At 66.9% G+C, this 19497-nt stretch carries 18 protein-coding genes and 1 tRNA gene; 3 read left to right on the forward strand and 16 right to left on the reverse strand.

Annotated elements, in window-relative coordinates:
- The 10 genes from WC971_05520 to WC971_05565 form a co-directional block, all read right to left on the reverse strand.
- A partial coding sequence (locus WC971_05520; protein ID MFA5844275.1) for a copper ion binding protein occupies positions 1-635 on the reverse strand: 635 nt, incomplete at its 3' end.
- A gap of 54 nt (positions 636-689) precedes the next feature.
- Positions 690-1178, reverse strand: coding sequence for a cupredoxin domain-containing protein (locus WC971_05525; GenBank protein ID MFA5844276.1), 489 nt, complete (start codon positions 1176-1178; stop codon positions 690-692).
- On the reverse strand, positions 1175-1399 hold the full coding sequence (locus tag WC971_05530; GenBank protein ID MFA5844277.1) for a heavy-metal-associated domain-containing protein: 225 nt from the start codon (positions 1397-1399) through the stop codon (positions 1175-1177). Before WC971_05530 ends, WC971_05525 begins: the two co-directional genes overlap by 4 nt.
- 141 nt (positions 1400-1540) lie before the next feature.
- On the reverse strand, positions 1541-2776 hold the full coding sequence (locus WC971_05535; GenBank protein ID MFA5844278.1) for a sulfite exporter TauE/SafE family protein: 1236 nt from the start codon (positions 2774-2776) through the stop codon (positions 1541-1543).
- A gap of 39 nt (positions 2777-2815) precedes the next feature.
- Positions 2816-3178 carry a zinc ribbon domain-containing protein gene (locus tag WC971_05540; protein ID MFA5844279.1) on the reverse strand — a complete coding sequence of 121 codons (363 nt, stop codon included), beginning with the start codon at positions 3176-3178 and terminating at the stop codon, positions 2816-2818.
- An 83-nt stretch (positions 3179-3261) separates the two neighbouring features.
- Positions 3262-4614 (reverse strand): sigma-54 dependent transcriptional regulator, encoded by a 1353-nt coding sequence (locus tag WC971_05545; protein ID MFA5844280.1) that lies wholly within the window; start codon positions 4612-4614, stop codon positions 3262-3264.
- Positions 4611-6137: an ATP-binding protein gene (locus WC971_05550; GenBank protein MFA5844281.1), complete on the reverse strand. Its 1527-nt coding sequence runs from the start codon at positions 6135-6137 to the stop codon at positions 4611-4613. Before WC971_05550 ends, WC971_05545 begins: the two co-directional genes overlap by 4 nt.
- A gap of 22 nt (positions 6138-6159) precedes the next feature.
- Positions 6160-7560, reverse strand: coding sequence for an RNA polymerase factor sigma-54 (gene rpoN, locus WC971_05555; protein ID MFA5844282.1), 1401 nt, complete (start codon positions 7558-7560; stop codon positions 6160-6162).
- 131 nt (positions 7561-7691) lie between these two features.
- Positions 7692-8660: a DMT family transporter gene (locus tag WC971_05560; GenBank protein ID MFA5844283.1), complete on the reverse strand. Its 969-nt coding sequence runs from the start codon at positions 8658-8660 to the stop codon at positions 7692-7694.
- Positions 8635-9579 carry a cation diffusion facilitator family transporter gene (locus tag WC971_05565; protein MFA5844284.1) on the reverse strand — a complete coding sequence of 315 codons (945 nt, stop codon included), beginning with the start codon at positions 9577-9579 and terminating at the stop codon, positions 8635-8637. The genes WC971_05560 and WC971_05565 overlap by 26 nt, the downstream gene beginning before the upstream one ends.
- A 113-nt stretch (positions 9580-9692) precedes the next feature.
- Here WC971_05565 and WC971_05570 point away from each other — a divergent pair, with 113 nt between their 5' ends.
- Positions 9693-10010 carry a metal-sensitive transcriptional regulator gene (locus tag WC971_05570; protein MFA5844285.1) on the forward strand — a complete coding sequence of 106 codons (318 nt, stop codon included), beginning with the start codon at positions 9693-9695 and terminating at the stop codon, positions 10008-10010.
- A 7-nt stretch (positions 10011-10017) separates the two neighbouring features.
- Here the strand turns inward: WC971_05570 and WC971_05575 are convergent, their stop codons facing one another.
- Positions 10018-10386 carry a hypothetical protein gene (locus WC971_05575; protein ID MFA5844286.1) on the reverse strand — a complete coding sequence of 123 codons (369 nt, stop codon included), beginning with the start codon at positions 10384-10386 and terminating at the stop codon, positions 10018-10020.
- A gap of 287 nt (positions 10387-10673) precedes the next feature.
- Between WC971_05575 and WC971_05580 the strand changes: the two genes are divergently transcribed.
- Positions 10674-11915, forward strand: a complete 1242-nt coding sequence (locus tag WC971_05580) for a ferrochelatase (protein MFA5844287.1) — start codon at positions 10674-10676, stop codon at positions 11913-11915.
- Between the two features lies 1 nt (position 11916).
- Here the strand turns inward: WC971_05580 and WC971_05585 are convergent, their stop codons facing one another.
- The 3 genes from WC971_05585 to WC971_05595 all read right to left on the reverse strand — a co-directional run bounded on the left by WC971_05585 (position 11917) and on the right by WC971_05595 (position 14452).
- Positions 11917-12633 (reverse strand): CehA/McbA family metallohydrolase, encoded by a 717-nt coding sequence (locus WC971_05585; protein ID MFA5844288.1) that lies wholly within the window; start codon positions 12631-12633, stop codon positions 11917-11919.
- 128 nt (positions 12634-12761) lie between these two features.
- A complete protein-coding gene (locus WC971_05590) occupies positions 12762-13199 on the reverse strand; it encodes a Crp/Fnr family transcriptional regulator (protein ID MFA5844289.1) in 438 nt (145 codons plus the stop codon).
- Positions 13200-13240: 41 nt separating this feature from the next.
- Positions 13241-14452 carry a pyridoxal phosphate-dependent aminotransferase gene (locus tag WC971_05595; GenBank protein ID MFA5844290.1) on the reverse strand — a complete coding sequence of 404 codons (1212 nt, stop codon included), beginning with the start codon at positions 14450-14452 and terminating at the stop codon, positions 13241-13243.
- Positions 14453-14609: 157 nt separating this feature from the next.
- Here WC971_05595 and WC971_05600 point away from each other — a divergent pair, with 157 nt between their 5' ends.
- On the forward strand, positions 14610-17000 hold the full coding sequence (locus WC971_05600; protein ID MFA5844291.1) for an MASE3 domain-containing protein: 2391 nt from the start codon (positions 14610-14612) through the stop codon (positions 16998-17000).
- Positions 17001-17071: 71 nt separating this feature from the next.
- Here WC971_05600 and WC971_05605 read toward each other — a convergent pair whose 3' ends face one another.
- Complete coding sequence (locus WC971_05605; protein ID MFA5844292.1) at positions 17072-19111, reverse strand: ammonia-forming cytochrome c nitrite reductase subunit c552; 2040 nt, start codon at positions 19109-19111, stop codon at positions 17072-17074.
- 244 nt (positions 19112-19355) lie between these two features.
- A tRNA-Leu gene (locus WC971_05610) sits at positions 19356-19441 on the reverse strand.
- Positions 19442-19497: the final 56 nt, after the last annotated feature.

Below are 19497 nucleotides of genomic sequence, written 5' to 3' on the forward strand. Positions count from 1 at the left end.
ACCTTCATCGGGATGACAGTCATGAACGGCGGGACCATAGAGACGAGGAAGGCGGGGACAGCCAGCAGAAGCGAGAAGATGAACAGCGTGCGCTGGCGGGCGGTGTGCGCCTGCTGCGCGAGACGCTGGGCATCCTCGCCGGGAGCCGCCTTCTTCTCGATGTGCTCGAACTTGGGGATGGCGCCGTATCCGGCCTTCTTGACGGCCGTGATGATGTCGTCGACGGATACGACGGCCGGGTCGAAGTCGACCGAGGCGGTCTCGGTGGCGAGGTTGACGGAGGCCTTGGCGATGCCCGGCATCCGCGAGAGCGTCTTCTCGACGACCGCGGAGCACGACGCGCACGTCATGCCGGTGATGGCGAAGGTGACGTGCCCGCCGGGAGCCGACGTCCCGGCCACCGCCATCTCGACGGCGCCGTAGCCGGCACTCTCCACGGCCTTCACGATCGCGGCGGCATCGATCTCACGCGCATCGAACCTCACGGACAGTCTCTCGGAGGCGAGATTGACGCTCGCATCGTGCACTCCGGGCTGCTTAGCGAGGGTCTTCTCGATCACGGCCGCGCAAGACGCGCACGTCATCCCTGTGATTGCGAAGACGGCATCCACGTCCTCCTCCGGTTCGGACATCATGCGCCCATCCGCCTCCCCCTCTCGTCGGACCGCGAAACCTCACGCCGCACAACGTCAGCGAAGGACGAGCGTTCCGAAGACCATCTCCATACCGCACGAGAACCGGTGCTCCCCCGCAGGTAGGGCCGGGAGGCGCACCACGGCTCCGCCGGCCGTCAGGTCGCGCCGAACATCGAGATCGGGGAAGACGACCTCCGCGAGACAGCCGCTACCTTGGCCGAAGATGATCTCGATCGGAACGCCCGCGACCGCGATGATGCGGTCCGGGACGAACGCACCGCCCGACAAGTCCACCTCGACGCGCTGCACGTCCCCGCTTCGCACCGTCGCTCGCTCGACCGTCGGCCCGGAAGATCCCGCGCAGCAGGCGCACGCGGTCCCGGCGGCTACGGACGTCGCGGCGGCGAGTGGCGCCGCGGCATTCGAGGAAGCGATCGAACCCGAGGATGCGTACGCGTAAGAGGTGAAGAACGCGAGAACCACCAACGCCCCCACGAGGACGTATCGCGTCGCGTGAGGTGTAGGGCCCGCGGTCCGCGTCACTCTGCACCCGTCGTGTCGTAGCCCGCGGAGCGGATCTCGGTCACGATGCGGTCGACCGTCACGACATCGGGATCGTATACGACCTCGGTGACGCCGGTCCGGAAGTCGGCGCGAGCCTCGGACACGCCGTCGAGATCCTCGAGCGACATCTGGATGAGCATCGAGCAGGAGGGACAGTGCATCCCGGTCGTCACAAGCTTCACGCTCTCAGACGCGGCCATGTTCGACTCCTTCCGAAGAACCTTGAGGCCAGGCCGTCCCGTTCGGGAGCGGCAGACGTGCCATCCGCATTTTAGCGAAGGCTATGCCGGTATTACCCATCTCGAGGATCCGAATCGCATCGCGAAGGTTCGTCTCGCGACTCACCTCGAGGATCCGCCCCCGAAGAACAACCCGAGCGCGATCGCCAGGACCAGCGCCGCGACGATCAGGAGGGCCTCCACGGGAGTGAAGCCGAGGACCACCCCGACGGAACTCCAGCGTGACAGACGCCAAGCCGCGAAGCCCGCCACCAGTAGCGCGAGCGCGACGGCCACATAGACCGGCGGGACCCGCGCCGCGCCTCCGGAGCCCGCCACGAGGCGCCCGGACATCATCCCCATGCCACACGTGAGAGTGTACGAGCCCGCCTTCGCGGGAGGAAGGATCACCGAGGTCTTCGAGAACGGAGCGAGATCGACCAGGACACCGAGCCGCGGAACCGCGAGTTGAGACGAACAGCTGTCGTCCTCCTGCCGGTCGACGACCAGCCGCACCTCGCGCCCGACAGGGATCCGCACCGTGTCGGGCTCGAAACGCGTGTTTTGAATGACCAGGTCCACTTCGGCCATACCGTCCGCGGCGTCGCGTACGGCCGAGCTCCCAGAGGAGTCCGCACCGCCCGCGACGGAGTTCCAAACGCTCCGGAGCGTCATCGGCGAACCGGCGAGCATGGCTCCCCGGTCGAGCATCACCACTCCGAGGATCATGACGACGACTGCGGCCGCGATCAGCATGCGCCGCTTCAGCACCTCGCCGAAAGCGCTCGAAGCGGCTCCGAAGGCGAACATGAGCGGCGCGGTGCCGAGGCCGAAACCGAGCATCGCCACAGCTCCCCGAGCGGGGGAACCCGTCCCGGCCGCGTAGAGCTGCGCCGCCTGGAGCGGTCCGCAGGGCATGAGCCCTGTGAGAAGCCCGAAGAGTGCGGGAGTGAGAAGCCGGACGCCACCCGTGGCGGCTTCGGACCGCGCACGCCGCCGCACGTTCGCCACCGCGGAAGTGAGAAACCTCGGCGGACGCAGTGCGAACGCGCGCAGCGCTGGGAATCGGCCGGTCATCTGCAGGCCGAGGAGCACCATGAACGCGCCGGCCCCGATCGTCACCCACCCTCGGACACCGCGCAGGTCGAAGGCGGCTCCGATCGCTCCGAGCGTGAGTCCCACGAGAACGTAGCTGAGGATCTTCGCCGCCTGGTAGGCCGCGTGCGGAGCCAGCCTCTCGCGAAGCCCGTGCTCGGGACCGCCACTCCCGACGGAGTACGTGACCACCAGGGTGCCGCACATCGCCACGCAGTGCACACTGGTGAGGAGGCCGGTCAGGAACATGGGGACGAAGTCCACGTCCTCACCCCGGCCGGCGGCGGTGCATCCCCCGGGGGATCACGACAGATCCGGTGTCACGTCCACGGAGACGCCGGGCATCGCATCGAGCATGCGACCGCAATACGGGCAGAGTCGCCACTCCCCCATGACCGTCTTGCCGCACGCGGAACACGGCCGTGCTCGCAAGTGGGGCTCCTCGCCGCTCTCCTGCTGCCTCGGCTGAACGGAGAGGGTCCACGCCACGGCACCCAGGACGACGGCTGCGAGCAGCGGGATCGTCCAACCGAACGGAACGGCCGCGGTCGAGCCCGAGGATCCTTGATCCGAGTTCGCGAAGGTGAGAACGACCATCAGCGCGGCTACGACTAGGAACCCACCCGTTATCGCGAGGAATATACGCCCGGTTCTCGTGCGGGTCATGACTATGCTCCAGGTACGGGACGACACACGCTAGCCGTGTTCGGATGCAAGGCATATGCCAAGAAAAAGGCTTCGGCATAGCCTCACAACCCGAAACGCGCCATGCGCGCTTCCAGCGTCTTCGTCGTCAATCCGAGCAGCTTCGCGGCCTTGGGCACGCTCCCGCCAGCGCGATCGAGCGCCTGCCTGACGAGTCCGAGTTCGACCTCCTCGATGTCACATCCTTCCTCCGGAAGGCGGAAGGATGTGCTGACCGCGGTCGAACCCGAGATCCCCGCGCGGACCTCGGCGGGCAGGTCGTCGACCCCGATCTCATCCCCATGCGACAGGATGACGACCCGCTCGATCGTGTTCTCGAGCTCGCGGATGTTGCCCGGCCATTGATATGCGGCGAGAAGGCCCATCGCGTCCGCGGAGATCGTCTTCACACCGGCGTTCAACTTGTCGAGGAAGTGCGCGACGAGTCTCGGGATGTCCCCCGCTCGCTGCCGCAGCGGCGGCAAGGTCACCGGCACGACGTTGAGCCGATAGAAGAGGTCCTCGCGGAACACACCGTCCGCGATGAGCTGTTGAAGGTCCTGGTTGGTCGCCGCGATGACGCGAACGTCCACCTCGATGCTTCGAGTCCCTCCGAGGCGTTCGAAGACCCGCTCCTGCAGCACTCGAAGGAGCTTCACCTGAACGGCCATGGTGATGTCGCCGATCTCGTCGAGGAAGATGGTCCCGCCGTTGGCCATCTCGAAGCGTCCCGGCTTGGCGTTGGTCGCGCCCGTGAACGCGCCCTTCTCGTAACCGAACAGCTCGCTCTCGAGCAACGTCTCGGGCAACGCCCCCGCACTGATCGACACGAACGCCCTGCCGCCACGCGGCGACAGCTGGTGGATCGCGCGCGCAACGAGCTCCTTCCCCGTCCCGGACTCCCCGTACACCATGACGGTGGCGTTCGTCGGAGCGACCTTGCGCACGGTGTCGAGCACCTCCAGCATGCAGGGGTCGGCGGCGACGATGCCCTCGATGTCGTACTCGCGACTCAACTCCTCACGAAGGCGAGTGACCTCCTCGGCGAGCTCGCTCACCTTCACGGCCCGCTCGAGGGCGATCTTGAGTTCCTCGAGATCGAACGGCTTGGTGAGGTACTCGGTCGCCCCGGCCTTCACGGCCTCGACCGCCGTGGCGACGTTGCCGTGCGCGGTGAGCATGATCACGGGGAACGCGAGTCCTTTGGCCCGTACACGACGGAGGACCTCCATGCCGTCGGGCGCCGGCATCTTGTGGTCGAGGATGAGGACGTCTGGGACCTGATCGGCGATGGAGGAGAGCGCCTCCTTCCCATCAGCCGCCTCGACCACCTCGTACCCCTCCGAGGTCAGCGACTGGGCGAGCACCCAGCGCATGTTCTTCTCGTCGTCGGCGATGAGGATGCGCTTGCGGATCACCGTCTGCCTCCAGATCTTCCGTCGTCCATCATCGGCAGCGAGACCGTGAAGACGGTCCCCGCGCCACCAGCACTCTCCACCTCGATATGCCCATCGTGATCGTCCACGATACGATGGACGATAGTGAGCCCGAGTCCGGTCCCCGCGTCTCGCGTCGAGTAGAACGGGTCGAAGACCTTCCCTACGCCCTCTTCGGGAATGCCGGGCCCGTCGTCGGCGACGCGGATCACGACGTAGCCCTCACCCTCCATCGTCTCCAGAGTGAGCGTGCCCCCGGTCTCTTCCATCGCCTGGACCGCATTCGAGACCAGATTCACGAAGACCTGCTTCAGTTGGTCGGGGTCGGCACTCACCTTGGGCAACCCGTCAGCGAGACGCTCGGATATCTCGACACGGCTGCGCGTCGCGAACTGCCTCGTGAAGAGTACGACATCGCGCACCACATCGTTCACGTCGGTCGGAAGCATCGTCGGCGTGCTCGGACGCCCGAAGTCGAGCAAGGCCTTGATGACCCGGTCGAGCCGGTCGATCTCCTGCTTGATGACCCCGAGAGCCTCCGCGGCGCGATCGTTGTCGGTCCCCCTCTCCTCGAGGAGCTGGACCGAGGCGCGGATGATCCCGAGCGGGTTGCGTACCTCGTGCGCGACACCGGCCGTGAGCTCACCCATCGCCGCGAGACGGTCCGCGCGTATGAGCTGCTCGGTGAGAGCCTTCACCTCCGAGACGTCCTCGAGGGTGACCACGGCGCCCAGGATGTGTCCCGACACGTCGCGCATGCGCGAGGCCGAGGCCTGGACGTGGACGGTCCTGCCCTCCTTCGTCACGAGTTGGAGGTCTCGCATGGTCTTCGGAAGCCGGCCATCGAGCACCTTCGTGACATCCGCGCCGAGGCCGCCGTCGTCGCGGAAGAGACTCCTGACGGGCTTCGGGACCATGTCGACCTCGTGCATCCCGAGCATGCGCTCGGCGGCGGGATTCGCTGTGGCGACGGACCCGTCGGGTCCCATGGTGATGACCCCCGAGGTGATGGAGCGCAGGATCGACTGGGTGTAGTCCTGGACGTTGATGACCTGGATCGCGCGCTCTTCCAGCTTCCGATACGCGTCCTCGAGCTTGATGGAGACCTGTCGCAGGTCGTTGGTCCGATACTCCTCCATGTCGCGAAGCCACCCGAAGAGGACTCCCACGACGACGTACATCACGATCTCGTAGAGGTTGTCGATGTGTGCCCCGAAGAGACCCCCGAGGCTCAGTTCCGCATGAGGCGCGAACAGCAACGCGGCGGCGGCGGACGTCGCTAGCCCGCCGCGCCGCCCGAACACGAATGCGGCATAGAGTATCGGTAGGTAGTAGAGCCTCCGGTAGAGCTCGTGAAGCACCATAGTGGTGCTCCCCGCCCCCGTGTACAGGTGCAGCACGGTGATGATCGCCAGCATCGCCACGACCGCGACGACGTCGCGGATCCTTACGGCACGCGAGGTCCCGGTCCCGGGTATCTGGGCGAACCCACGGCGCGCGGTCACGGCCGCCGCCTCCCCGCGGGCGTCATCGACGCCTCCGGGCCCAGGACGGCTCGATGCCGAGTTCCTCCCGGTACTTGGCGACCGTCCGACGAGCGACCGTGACCCCCTCACAGATGAGGATGTCTGCGAGCTTCTGATCGCTAACGGGCCGGTCGGGGTCCTCGTCACGCAGGATCTCGCGCAACCGGGTCTTGACGCTCGTCGCGGCGAGGTCCATCCCCGAGGAAGTGCGGTAGCCTCCAGAGAAGAAGTGCTTCAACTCGAACAGACCGTACGGCGTCGCCAGGTACTTCCCGGTGACGCCCCGACTCACCGTCGAGAGGTGCACGCCGAGGTCGACCGCGACGTCTTCGAGGCGCAGGGGCCGCAGCGGGCCGTGGCCGTCCTCGAAGAACTCCGACTGCGCCTCGAGGATCAGCTGCGCGATGCGGCTCACGGTGTCCTTTCGCCGGTCCACATTGCGGATGAACATCTCCGCCGACCGGATGCGATCCTTGAGGTACTTGCGGGTCGCGCCGTCCACCTTCGAATCGGACCGAAGCATCGAACGGTACCGCGAACTCACGCGCAGGACCGGCACCGCATCGGAGTTCGACATGACCACCCAGTCGTCACCGAAGCGGCGCAGCGTGACGTCCGGCACGATGTAGCTCGGCGCCGGCCCGGGCGAGAACGCGCCCGCCGGCCGGGGATTGAGCAAGCGCAGGGTCCCCACGGCGCGACGGACCTCCGCTTCATCGCTATGGAGTGCGCGGGCGATCTTGCGGAAGTGGTTCGCGGCCACGTCGTCGAGGTGGCCAGCGATGATCGCATCCAAGAGCGGATCGTCGATCCCGAGGTACTCCATCTGTATTCGCAGCGCCTCGCGCAGATCACGTGCACCGACGCCCGGCGGGTCGAGCTGCTGCACTACGCTCAGGCCGGCCTCGGCCTCATCGAGCGTGACATCGGCGAGCGCCGCTACCTCGTCGAAGTCGCCCACGAAGAACCCGTCGTCGTCGAGCGAGCCGACCACGGCCCGTGCGGCACGTGCGACCGGGTCGCTGACGTCGAGCATCCCGATCTGGTCCAGCAAGTGGTCGCTGAAGGTCAGGACGCCACCCACGAACTCCTCGGCGTTGATCTCCTCGGCGTTGGGATCTCGCGGCACGACCGGATCCATGCTGTCGAGATCCTCATACTGGTCGAGCCACTCGTCCCACGCCCGGTCTTCGACCTCGCCGTCGGCCCGCTCCTCAGGCTCCTCGATCTCCCCAGGCTCATCCTCGAACTCCTCGACCTCCAGGGTCGGGTTCTCGAGAAGCTCCTGCTCGACGAGGACCTTCAGTTCGGTCACCGGCATCGCAAGTATGCTCAGCCCCTGGTAGACCTGGGGCGAGAGAGTCACCCGCTGTCGCAGCTCGGGACGCTGGCTGAGTTCCATCGCGTGCCCGGACCCCCTTTGTGCGCCGCACTCGCGCGGGCGAGCGCGCTAGCAAAACTCGTACCACAGAGTATGTTCTCATGTCGCGAAGAACTGAAACACCCGTCCCGGCCTCGCAAGGCGCTCCCGACTCACCCCGCGGGGGGAACGCCCGACCCCCTGCCAGAGGCCTGTGCGAGCGTGATGGCCACGACGACCAGCGCTCCGCCCAGTACCTGCAGCCCCGTGAGCGACTCGTGCAACACCACGTAGGCGCCGATCCCCGCCAGCGCCGGTTCGAGCGTCGCCGTGATGGTCACCTTCGTCGCGTCTATGTGATGCAGCGCTGTCAGGTAGGCGACGAAAGGCAGGATCGTGCTCACCACAGCGATGAACACCACTGCCAAGAACGTGCTCGGTCGCATAAGGAGCGACACGACCTTCACGGGTCCGATGAAGAGAAGCCAGAAGATAGCCGCGGCGCCCAGACCGTAGGTGAGCAGGGTCCATGGAGAGAAGCGGCGCGCGGCGTACTTGCCCATCAGTGTGTAGAGCGCGAAGAAGACCGCGGACGCGAGACCCCAGGCGACTCCGGCAGGCGGTACCGGGCGCACCCCGCCCCCGATCGCGCCTGCGACGAGCGCGCACCCCGCCACCGAGAAGGCGACGGCCACGGGCAAGGACCACGAGAACCTCTCGCCGAGGAACGCCACCGAGACTCCCATGACGAGCACGGGAGCAAGGTACTCGAGCAGGATCGCCGTCGCCACTCCGGTGAGAGAAAGGGTCTTGAAATAGGTGAAATGCACCATGGCAAGACCCAAGACGCCGAACACCACGAAGAACGGAAGGTCACGCCAGGCGACACGCAGCGCGTCGCGACGGACGAAGGCCAGGGAGACGGCGAGGATCGCGAATGCGACGAGCGCCCTCGCGCCCGACAGGGCGATGGGGTCCACCGTGAGCCCGAGCGGAGGGACCGGCCAGCGCCGCGTCGTGGCGTCTAGCGGCGAGAAGAGCCATTTCGCGGTGAGACCGCCGGTAGCCCAGCACGCAGCGGCGAAGCCGGCGAGAAGGTAGCCCCTGAACCGGCCATCAGAAGAGGCCGGCATCGATCTCATGCGCCGTCTTCTGTCGCTGGTACTCGTCGAACGGCTCGAGGTGCGCGATGACGTCCACCACCTGTGCGAAGTGGTCGCAGACGGCCTTCTCGACGGCCTCCGCGACGGCGTGGCCAGCTCCTACGGTCGAGCCCGGATCGACCTGGACGTGCAGGTCGACATAGACCTCCCCCGCCGAACCTCGGGTACGCACGGAGTGACACCCGAGGACACCCTCTACGGTGTTCGCGACCTCGCAGACCTCCGCCACGTGTATGCGCGCCGTGTCGGAAAGCGTCTCGCCCGCCTGTTTGAAGACGCCCCAGGCCGCCCAGACGATGGCGCCGGCGACGAAGAGCGCGATCACCGGATCGGCCCAGGTGTAGGGCGTGAAGCGCGTTATGGCGAGCCCGACGATGACCCCGCAGCTGACGAAGACGTCGCTGGAGGTGTGATTCGCGTCGGCGACCAGTATCTCGCTGCCCAGCCTCCTGCCCACCCGACGCTCGTACGTCGTGATGCCGATGTTGACCACGAGTGTCGTGAACATGATCGCGAACGAGGTGAACGTCACCCGCGCCGGATCGCCCTGGTGCGTCAGCCGCTCCCACGCGGAACTGCCGACCCGCCATGCCGCCAGCAGCAGCATCGCCCCGATCACCGCGGAGGCGTAAGTCTCGTACTTGCCGTGACCGTACGGGTGGTCGCGGTCGGCCGGCCTGCCGGCCAGCCGCATCCCGACGAGCCCGATCACGTTCGAGGTGCCGTCGAACATCGAATGGAAACCGTCCGCCGTCATCGACACCGACCGGCTGAACAGGCCCCACGCGAGCTTCGCCGCAGCGACGCCCAGGTTCATGAACAGGATCACCCATAGCACGCGGCGGATCGAACGCACTCGCACGACGTCGTCCCCTTGGCCACGTCTGCTGTAACCCATCCACTCGCTCCGTTGTCTCCTATACCCCCAGGGGGTATGCTCACAAGGCAAGTCCCATTGTACGGCATGGACATACGCCGACAAGCACGCAAGACGTGGATGGAGGCACCAGCATGGTGCAGGATCGAAAGACCGCCGGAGTCTCCGGTGACTCTATCTCGACCGAAGCCGAGCGCAAGCGGATCGTCAATCGGCTCCGCCGCCTCGAGGGTCAGATCCGGGGAGTGCAGCAGATGGTGGAGTCGGGCAAGGAGTGCGAAGCCGTACTCACACAGGTCATGGCGGCGAAGTCCGCGCTCAACCAAGTGGGGATGCACATCATCGGCTACTCGATGAAGACGTGTCTGGCGTCCGACGGCGACAGGACGCGAGAAGAACTCATTGACGAAGCGATCGGGATCTTCATCAAGTACTCCGATTGCGTCCGCTAGATCCGTCTCACCGTGTCGCGCGATCTACGACGTCCACCACCAGCGCCTCAGCGAGACGCGCAGCGTCCTCGACGTCGGCCTCCGGGAAGAAACGGCTCGACAAGGTCGGCCTGACCACACCGACATGGACCTTGTCGTCCTTGACGAAGACACTCAACGTCACCGGCAGCAGTCTGACCTGAGAACCGGAACCCTGCTGCGGAAGAACGACCTCGTAGACGCGTAGAGGTCGGATCGGGAACCCCTTCGAGGCCAGCGTCACGTGCAGGTCTCGCTTGCGCACCACGCGCAACCCGGCCTCACGCGCAGCTTCCTCCAATGCGGCGGCGACCTCCTCGAAGTCCCCGCGACCCGCACGCGTGTACAGAAGTCCCATCTTCACCTCGCCAGACGGTTCGACCGTGCGACGGCGGACACAGCCCCACATCCTTCTATCCCAGCCCGAACTACTTCGCGATCACCAGGCAGCATCTCGCCACTCTCGGACTTGGCGAGCGTCGGCACACTCATCACACCATAGCGCACGGCTACCTCACGGGTATCATCGACGTTCGTCTTCACGGACTTGACTTCCGCTCCGGTGCTCCAGGCCCGCGGCATGGAGTGGTGAGACCGGAACGTATATGGTGGTGTCGCGAAGACCGCGAACGCGAAGGGGGGACGATGCCGACCGCGTACTGGGCGGGACTACTGTTCGGCCCGATCGCCGCCGGCTGCGCAGCCGTCGTCTTCCTCGCTTCCGGTTGGCGCGGTCGAACGCTCGCGCTCTCTGCGGGGCTCGCCGGGCTGTCGGCCGCGATCCTCGCGTTCATCCAGGCCACGCAGTCGTTCCACCGCACGGATGTCACGGTCGCGGTGGGTCTTCTAGCCATCGGGGCCTACTTCGGCGGCTGGCTCTTGGCGTCATCCGCCATGCCGGTACTTCTCGGTGCGCGAGGTATCGCCCCGCTCGGCGCACTCCCCGAAGGCGACGCGCTCGTCGACGTGATACTCCTCGCGGACGCCGAGCCCGAACGCTACCGGTTGTCGTACGTGGTCACGCTCCTGCAGGCTCTCACCGACTCCGGAGCGCTCGTGACGCCGGATGGCGCGTTGCCGATCCTGTACGTGTCGGAGCGGGCACGCTACACGGCGGTAGGCGGGACGAGCCCGTCGCGACCCGCATTCCGCGCTTTCGCCGAAGCGGTCCGCACGAAGCTCGCCAGCGAACCCGGCGTCGGCGAGATACGGATCGCGTGGTGTCGTGACGGGCGCGAGGGGCTCGCCACCGCAGTGCGCTCCGCCACCGCTGCCGGACGTCGGAGGGTGGCCATCCTCCCGGTCGAGATCGCCGACACGCATGCCTGCGATCACGAGCGCCGTCTGCTCGACGAACTCAAACCCGCCGAACGCGATGTCCGGACGACGTGGTCGCGGGCGCTCTGGGAGGAGACAGCCGTCGCGGACCTCGTCGCTCGCCGCGCCATGGCCGCCGCGAAGGGTTCCGATGTGGCGGAGACCGGGTTCGTCCTCGTCGGACACGGAGTGCCGCCCGAGTGGGACGAATCGCACCCCGCCGCCTCGGAACAGGAGACGTACTTCATCCAGCGCGTGCGGATGCTCCTCACCGACCGAGGGTATGCGGAGCAGAACGTGCGCGAGGCGTGGCTCGAGTGGCAGCTTCCCGATGTCACGGAATCCGTGCGTCACCTGGCAGCTCTCGGCTGCCGGCGTATCTGCGTGGTCCCGGCGACACTCCTTATGCCCAGCATCGCCCTCATGCTCGACGTCACGCGGTCGGTCGTCATGGCCCGCGTCGACGAGGCTGCGGTGGTGGAGGTGCTTCCCGCGTTGGGCGACGACCCGATCATCGTCGAGGTGGTCGCCGAGAGAGCACGCATCCTCATCGAGGAACTCGCCGGATGACTCAGCGGACGACCTTGCAGCGCTCCCAGTTCCAGGACTGTTGCCGTCTGATCTGCGGGTAGCGCAGCGCGTACCGCAGGGCGACGGAGAGGCCGCCTCGCGTGGATTCGGCGTGGGTCTCCAACTCGTCGATGCTGTGCCGCAGATCGGCCGCCGTGGTCCCCCGGAACAACGTGAAACCCGTGCCTATCGCCCGCAGCACGTGTGCGTCGGACCCGCCCGTCGCGGCTATGCCCTGTCCGCCGGAGAACGCCTTGGCGGCCAACCGGTTCGCGTAGATGAGGTACGGCGACGAGTTGTAGACCTCCAGCGCGTGGAACGCGAGATCGTTGACCGCCTTGCCGACGCTGTTGAGTCCGAACGGACCGAATGCCCGGTTGGCGAAAGGATGCGGTATCACGGCGATCCCACCCTGTCCCGCTATCCGCGCCACCGTATCGACCGCCGACAGACCGGCGGGCACCGCGTCCTCGAGGTAGAGTCCGATGATGTGCCCGGATCGCGAGGAGATCTCCTCGCCCACGACGACCTCGAAGTCGTACAGGTCCTCGAGCGACTTGGCGAACAGCGCGCCCTCGATCGTGTTGTGGTCGGTGATGGCTATGACCTTCAGATCCGTGCGCTCCTGCACGAAATCCATCACCTGGGGCACCTTCGCCAACCCATCGCTATGGTTGGTATGGATGTGCAGGTCGGCCTTGCTCCAGATCTCCGTCACTTGTGTGGACCCCCGGCGCCCTCGACATGCCCTGCCCGCGCGTGCCAATGAGAGCAACTTCCGTGCCGCGCCCTCACCGGATACATCGGCTCAAGGCAACGGCATCTGGACTCCCGAACGACGGATGGTCAGCCTATCTCGCTCGCGAGCACTGCTCGCTCGATGAGCGCCATGTCGGCGCGGTCGAGGACGTACTGAGTGCAGACCTCCTGGAGGCGGTCGGTCGTCTCCCGCAGCCTTCCGGCGAGCGATTCTATCACCCGCAGCGCAAGCTCCGGGTCCTCACGCAGGGAATCGAGGAACGTGACCCTGTCGTACACCTCGACCTCGGTCGCGCCGACAGCGACGGCGGTCGCCGACCGGGGGCGTTGCTCGATGAGGGCCAGCTCGCCGAACATGTCGCCCGCCGTGAAGGAGGCTATCGTCGTGGTGACGAGACCGCCTTCCTTGCGGATGTCGACCTTGCCCGACACCACGACGTAGAGGAAGGCGTCGTCGTCTCCCTCGTGGAAAACCATCTCACCGTCCTCGAACGCCCGGATCAGGTCACTGGGCGAGTGGTCCATGCTCATCGAACTCCCCTTTCCGCAAGCCGTGCGTCTTCTTTTCAGTCTCGCACAGGGCCGACGCTCGTCCAAGCGCCTGCGCGCCCCTCTTTCGCCCAGATCCGCAGGCGATCGACACCCTCGCGCAACCGGTCGAGGCCCGTCGCGTAGCTGAAGCGCAGGAAGCCCTCGCCGCCGGACCCGAAATCGATACCTGGAGCCACGGCCACGCCCGCCTCTTCGAGCAGCCTGCCGCTGAGGCGCAGCGAATCGCCGTCCCACGCGGTCGCGTCCGCGAACACGTAGAACGCCCCGCGGGGTTCGCATGCGATGCCGAGTCCGAGACCGCGCAGTGCCGGGACGAGGAAGCGGCGTCTCTCGTCGTAGACGTCGCGCATGCGCGCCACGTCGCCGTGCGCGAGCGTCAGCGCCGCGGCACCGGCCACCTGCACGAAGTGGTTCGCGCACAGGAAGAAGTTCTGCTGCAGGCGCTCGATGGCCCGCACGAACGCGCGCGGCGCGATGACGTATCCGAGCCGCCATCCGGTCATGGCGAACGCCTTCGAGAAACCGTTCAGCACGAACGCCCGCTTGGTGTGCTCGAGCACGGACCCCGCGGGCTCTCCGAACGCGAGCCCGTGGTAGATCTCGTCGCTGACGAGCCAAACACCCGTCTTCTGCGCGAGGGCCCCGAGGGCCGCCAGGTCCCCGGTCTCAAGGACAGCGCCGGTCGGGTTCGCGGGCGAGTTGACCACGATCGCTCGCGTGCGCGACGTGATGAGGGCCTCGACGTCGTCCGCTCGCATCCGGAATCCGTCGCAGGCGCGAAGCCTCACCGGCACGGGAACGGCTCCCAGGAACGAGGCGTACGCGGGATACGCCGGATACCCGGGGTCCGGGATGATGACCTCGTCCCCAGGGTCGAGGAGCGCCCCGAAGACGAGCAACATCGCCGGGGACGTGCCCTGCGTGACGACGATGTCCTCGGGGTCGACGTCGACCCCGTACATACGCCGCTGGTGCGCCGAGACGGCCTCACGCAGCAGCGGCAACCCGGCGGACTGCGTGTACCCCGTCTCTCCGTCCTCGAGAGCCGCCTCCGCCGCGATGCGGACCGCGTCGGGCGTCGGGAAGTCCGGGTCTCCGATCTCAAGACGCACGATGTCTCGCCCGCCCGCCTCGAGCTCCTTCGCGCGGGCCACGAGGTCCATCACCGCGAACGGGCGCACGGACTCCGCGCGCGACGACACCTCCCCGTCTCGACGCACATTCACGACCGCGCCTCGCATACCGCCAGGTTATTCGACACGTGCGCGAACCGGATCACGGGAGTTCCTCCAATGCCGGGAACCCGACTTCCATCGGTCCAAGAGTACACCGGCTAAGGATGCTCGGCTGGCGTCTCTGGGTGACCTGCGCGAGAATGCGACCATGGAGATCGTCGAACGCAGAGCCCTCGCAGCGCGCGTCGCCATCGGAATGACGACACTCGGCGCTCTCGCCGTGGCGAGCCGCTACGACTACCTGCTGTTCCACACCATGGCGGAGACACTCGCCATCGTCGTGTCTTTCGGCGTCTTCATGATCGCGTACCATGCCCGGAGCATGGTGGATCAAGGCTACCTGAAGTTCATCGGCGTAGCGTACCTGTTCATCGGCTCCGTCGACCTTCTGCACATGCTCGCCTATCGCGGCATGGGTGTCTTCCACACGACGGGATCGAACCTGGCGACGCAGTTGTGGATCGTGGCACGTTACGAGCAATCGCTCGCGATGCTCATCGCCCCGTTCGTCCTCGAACAGGTCTTCCGCCGGCGCGACACCATAATCGCCTTCGGAGTGATCACCGTCGTCGCCCTCGCAGCGGTGTTCGCCGGTGTCCTCCCGGCCGCGTTCGTCGAGGGCGTCGGGCTCACGCCCTTCAAGATCGCGAGTGAGTGGATCATAATCGCCATCCTTGCCGCCTCGTTGTGGGCCCTCGCACGCAAGAAGACCTCGTTCGACCCAGCGGTCTACCGCCTCATCAGCGCCTTCGTCTTGGTGAGCATGGTCTCGGAGGCGGCGTTCACCCTCTACGCCGACCCGTACGGCCTCATGAACCTCGTCGGCCACACGCTTCGCATCGTCGCCGTCTACCTGCTCTTCCGGGCGGTGATCCTCACCGCGCTCGTCCGCCCGAGCGACGTGCTGTTCCGGCGCCTTCGCGACGGCGCGGAGGCGCTACGCCGCAGCGAGGAGGCCTTCCGCGGCACGTTCGACAACGCCGCGGTCGGTATGGCACATCTCTCGCCGGAGAACGTCGTGCTGCGCGCCAACGCTCGCCTCGCGGAGATCCTGGGCGTGGAGATCGGCTCGCTCCAGGGCGCCTCACTTGGAGCGCTCACGCACCCCGAAGACGTCGCGGCGGACCGTGAGAACTTCCGGAGGCTCCTCGCGGGCGAGGCCGACGAGCACATGCTCGAGAAGCGCTTCGTCCGCCCGGACGGTTCGATAGTCTGGACCGTGGTGAGCCGCTCCGTCGCGCTCGACGCGTCCGGGCGACCCGAGTACCTCATCGCGGTGGTAGAGGACATCACGGAGCGGCATCTCGCCGAGGAGCTGCTGCGCCGGGACAAGGAGCTGTCGGACGGCCTCGCCGCGATCGACACGGCCATCACCGGGGCCCGCGACGTCGACGTCATCCTGTCGCGCGTCGTGGCGGCGGCCGCCAACGCGCTGGACGCCGAGGCCGCGGCCGTCGGACTCGTCGCCGGCGATGAGATCGTCTTATCGTACGAGCACGGCATGCCGAGCGGGATCCTCGGCACCCGAGTCCCGCTCGTGTCCTTCGACACGCTTCTCGGGCCGGATAAACCCATGGTGCCCCTAGCCGTGGATGACATATCGGAATGCCGCGAACTCGGGCAGCGGATGGTCGGCCGTCTCGGCGGAGGATCCGCTATGTTCGTCCCGTTGCGAACGAGTTCGACGAACGTGGGGCTCCTCGGTGTTCACCGTTTCGCCGACCCGCGGCCCTTCAGTGAGGCGGAACGGGACTTCGCCTCGCGACTGGGGGCCACCCTCTCGCTCACTGTGGAGAACGCCCGCCTCTACGAGAGGGAGCACTCCATCGCCGAGACCCTCCAGTCCGGGATCCTCCACACACCGGAGCGGCTCGCCCGGATCACGCTCGGGCACGCGAGCCGCTCGGCCACCGAGCTGGCGCGTATCGGCGGCGATTTCTACGACGTCTTCGAGATATCCGAAGGCCTGCTCGGGATCCTACTCGGCGACGTCTCGGGGAAGGGCGTGGAGGCTGCGACGCTGACGTCGATGACTCGTACCACCATCCGGGCGTTCGCATACCAGGAGACCGGACCGGCCGCGGTACTGTCCGCGGCGAACCGGGTACTCGTGCGACTGCTCTCGGACTCGAGGTTCGTCACGGCCATCTTCGGCGTTCTCGACCTCGAGACGGGCGAACTGCGGCTGTCGAGCGCGGGACACCCCGAGCCGTTCCGTATCGGGCCGGGACGCCTCACGCGCGAGCGGATGCCGAAGAACACCCCGCTCGGCCTCTTCCCGGAGACGGAATACACCGAGTGTGTGATCGTCCTCGAGCCGAGCGACACGCTCGTCCTCTTCACCGACGGCCTTCTCGACACGCGCGACGGACTCGTATTCTTCGGCGAGGAACGCACTCACGACGTGCTGCAGGAACATGCGCTCGCCGAACCACAGGCGGTGGTCGACGCGCTCATCGGCGCGGCGGTCGCCTTCTCGCGTGGTAGACACACCGACGACATCGCGGTCGTCGCGCTGCGCTGGGATCCCGCACCCTGACGCCCGACGCGCGTGGGCCGCGCCCGGGAGATCCCGGACGCGGCCCACGGTTCGGATGCGGATGAGCGCCTCTAGCGCACGATCACGCTCGAGATCGCGGTCGAGCGCGGTGCCCACTTCGCGTAGTACCGTGCACCCGTGTACGGTGCGATGGCAACGCTGTAGGTCCCCGAGCTGCTGGTGACCACGGTCGCGATGCGAACGAAGCCGCGACCCGGCAGCGCACGGTAGATGCTGATGGTCTGGCCGCTCGCGGAGGTACCGTCACCGTAGGTGAGGCGGCCGGTGAGGCCGATGACCTTCAAGCTCATACGGCGCGGCGTCAGGGTCAGGCGGGCGCCGACGGACTTCGCGAAGAAGATGGCCTTCTGCAGGCCGGCCTTCGCATAGGGATAGTTGTGGACGCCGAAGCTGGCGTCGTTCTCCACGAAGGTGATGTTGGAGTACGCCCGCTTCACCAGGTCGTTCCACGCGGCGACACGGGTGGCCGGACGGCTGCGAGCAGCCCGCAAGGCTGCGTTGGCGGCGGCGTCCAACTCGTGGATGTCGTCCTGCCAACCTTCGATCGACGCCTGAAGCTCGTCGCGGGTGCTGCCGCCGTGGCACGGCGTGCAGGAGTCCCCGCCCTCACGCACGCCCCAGTCCTTGGCATCGCCAGGGAGCATCGGCAGCATGCGGTGGCTCTTGCGGACCTGCGTCGGACCGGGGTTCGCAACTTCGGAGTACGTGGCCGGCATGTGGCAGTCGACGCACGAAGCACCCGGCATGAACGCGGAACCGTTCGCTACGTCGAAGAGACCGCGGCCGGTGAACATCTCGCGCTGCGGGTGACGGATGGTGTCGCCCGGCCGCACGGTCGTGCCGAGGACCTCGTACTGCCAGTTGTGGCAGACATCGCACGTGGCGCCGGCGCGCACCGACAGACCGTTGGCCGTGTCGTGCGAGGTGTGGCAGATCGCGCACTCCTGGGAGTACTTGGCGTTGCTCGTCCACGCACCCGGCGAGCCGGAGATCGTCGCCTGGAACCCGGCGGGGACGACCGAAGCGCCGAGACGCGCCAGGAAGCCTTCACCGCTGTGGCACTTCAGACAGAGCGCATTGCCGCCGGCAGCCGCGAGAACGTGGCTCGAGGAGTCGGTCAGCTTGCGCGAGTGACCGGAGAGCTTCCACTCGTTGTAGTAGACGTGGCGAGCCCGATAGGTCGAGCCGTTCGGGAAGAAGTAATAGGTGCTGTTCCCGCGGACGAACTGTCCCGGGGTCGGCACGGTCGCCCGTACGTTGAGATAGTCGGCCAGCGTCTTGTCGGGCGTGTAGCCGTTCGGGTTGCTGAACGTGCCTCCCGTGATGTTGACTTCCTTCGCCGTACCGCTCACGTGGCACTGTCCGCAGACCTCCGAGGAGAGGATGCGCGCCTCGCCCGAGGCTGGCCACGCCACGACGCCCTCGCCGGTGCCCATGTGGGTGCCGGTCTTGCCGGTGCCGTGACAGACCTCGCACTGGATGGACAGACCCGACATCGACGTCGGGGTCGACGGACCGATCTGGGCCAGGCCGCTGCCGAGCGTGGTCAGCGTCGAACCGGGACGAGTCACGCCGAGATGGTGGCAGCCCGCGCACCGCTGGAAGTACGAGACCGCGGAGACGGGACCCTCGGCCTCCCAGGCGCCTGACGCCTGATCGTAGCCGAGACCGTCGAAGAGCGGCGCGTCATCAGCCGGATTGAGAGTCGGCCAGACGGTGGTTCCCGAGAGGGCCGGCAGCGTCGAGGTCTTCAGTCCGATGTACTCGAGGATGCCGGTGCTGCTCCCGAGCTGCAACCAGATGTTCGCGGGATTCGCGCGGAGACCGGTCATCCCGAAGCCGGGAGAGGGCCAGGCGTTCGCGACACCGCTGCTCGGAACGAGGGAGGCAGGGTTCGCCTGCACGTCCTTGGCGAAATCGTCATGCGCGGTCGCGTGGTTCACGGTCGAGTGGCAACCGACGACCAGGCACGTCGCCTCGCCCTTGTATGTCAGCCCGAAGGCGTTGGCTGCGAGTGCAGCGGCCGGCGCCGCCGCGATCATGGCGGCCGCGACGACGGCGATCAGTACGATCCTGCTAGAGCTTCGCATAGTTCCCCCTATCCGAGATGCGGACGATTCCGGCTTGCACGTACGGCCGTCGCATCACTCCCTTCGCGACACGATGACTCCCGAGCAGCACGCGGGACGGCGCTCGCGTGCGTATTCGCGCCTAGAGGGTTCTTCCCCAAAACCGGCCTCGCTTTGTCCATCGGATTCGCCGAACGGTGCCATAGGTCTGAAGACGCAAGACGGCCCCCTCCCGCGTGGGGTGGGGACCGCCTGAAGTCTTCTGTGGTGTCGGAGGAGGGATTTGAACCCTCACGAGGTTGCCCTCACTAGGCCCTCAACCTAGCGCGTCTGCCGTTCCGCCACTCCGACGTGTCAGCCGCGAGCGCGGCGAGCGAAAGTATAGCAAGACCCCCGCGGGGTGACCA

This window comes from Coriobacteriia bacterium, assembly GCA_041658765.1.
GTDB lineage: Bacteria > Actinomycetota > Coriobacteriia > Anaerosomatales > JBAZZO01 > JBAZZO01.

What these genes read in the sequence shown, in the direction of transcription:
- WC971_05530 (MFA5844277.1), bottom strand. Translation starts at nt 1,399, where the DNA reads ATGGCCGCGTCTGAGAGCGTGAAGCTTGTGACGACCGGGATGCACTGT.
- WC971_05540 (MFA5844279.1), bottom strand. Translation starts at nt 3,178, where the DNA reads ATGACCCGCACGAGAACCGGGCGTATATTCCTCGCGATAACGGGTGGG.
- rpoN (MFA5844282.1), bottom strand. Translation starts at nt 7,560, where the DNA reads ATGGAACTCAGCCAGCGTCCCGAGCTGCGACAGCGGGTGACTCTCTCG.
- WC971_05560 (MFA5844283.1), bottom strand. Translation starts at nt 8,660, where the DNA reads ATGAGATCGATGCCGGCCTCTTCTGATGGCCGGTTCAGGGGCTACCTT.
- WC971_05565 (MFA5844284.1), bottom strand. Translation starts at nt 9,579, where the DNA reads ATGGGTTACAGCAGACGTGGCCAAGGGGACGACGTCGTGCGAGTGCGT.
- WC971_05570 (MFA5844285.1), top strand. Translation starts at nt 9,693, where the DNA reads ATGGTGCAGGATCGAAAGACCGCCGGAGTCTCCGGTGACTCTATCTCG.
- WC971_05575 (MFA5844286.1), bottom strand. Translation starts at nt 10,386, where the DNA reads ATGGGACTTCTGTACACGCGTGCGGGTCGCGGGGACTTCGAGGAGGTC.
- WC971_05580 (MFA5844287.1), top strand. Translation starts at nt 10,674, where the DNA reads ATGCCGACCGCGTACTGGGCGGGACTACTGTTCGGCCCGATCGCCGCC.
- WC971_05590 (MFA5844289.1), bottom strand. Translation starts at nt 13,199, where the DNA reads ATGGACCACTCGCCCAGTGACCTGATCCGGGCGTTCGAGGACGGTGAG.
- WC971_05600 (MFA5844291.1), top strand. Translation starts at nt 14,610, where the DNA reads ATGGAGATCGTCGAACGCAGAGCCCTCGCAGCGCGCGTCGCCATCGGA.
- WC971_05605 (MFA5844292.1), bottom strand. Translation starts at nt 19,111, where the DNA reads ATGCGAAGCTCTAGCAGGATCGTACTGATCGCCGTCGTCGCGGCCGCC.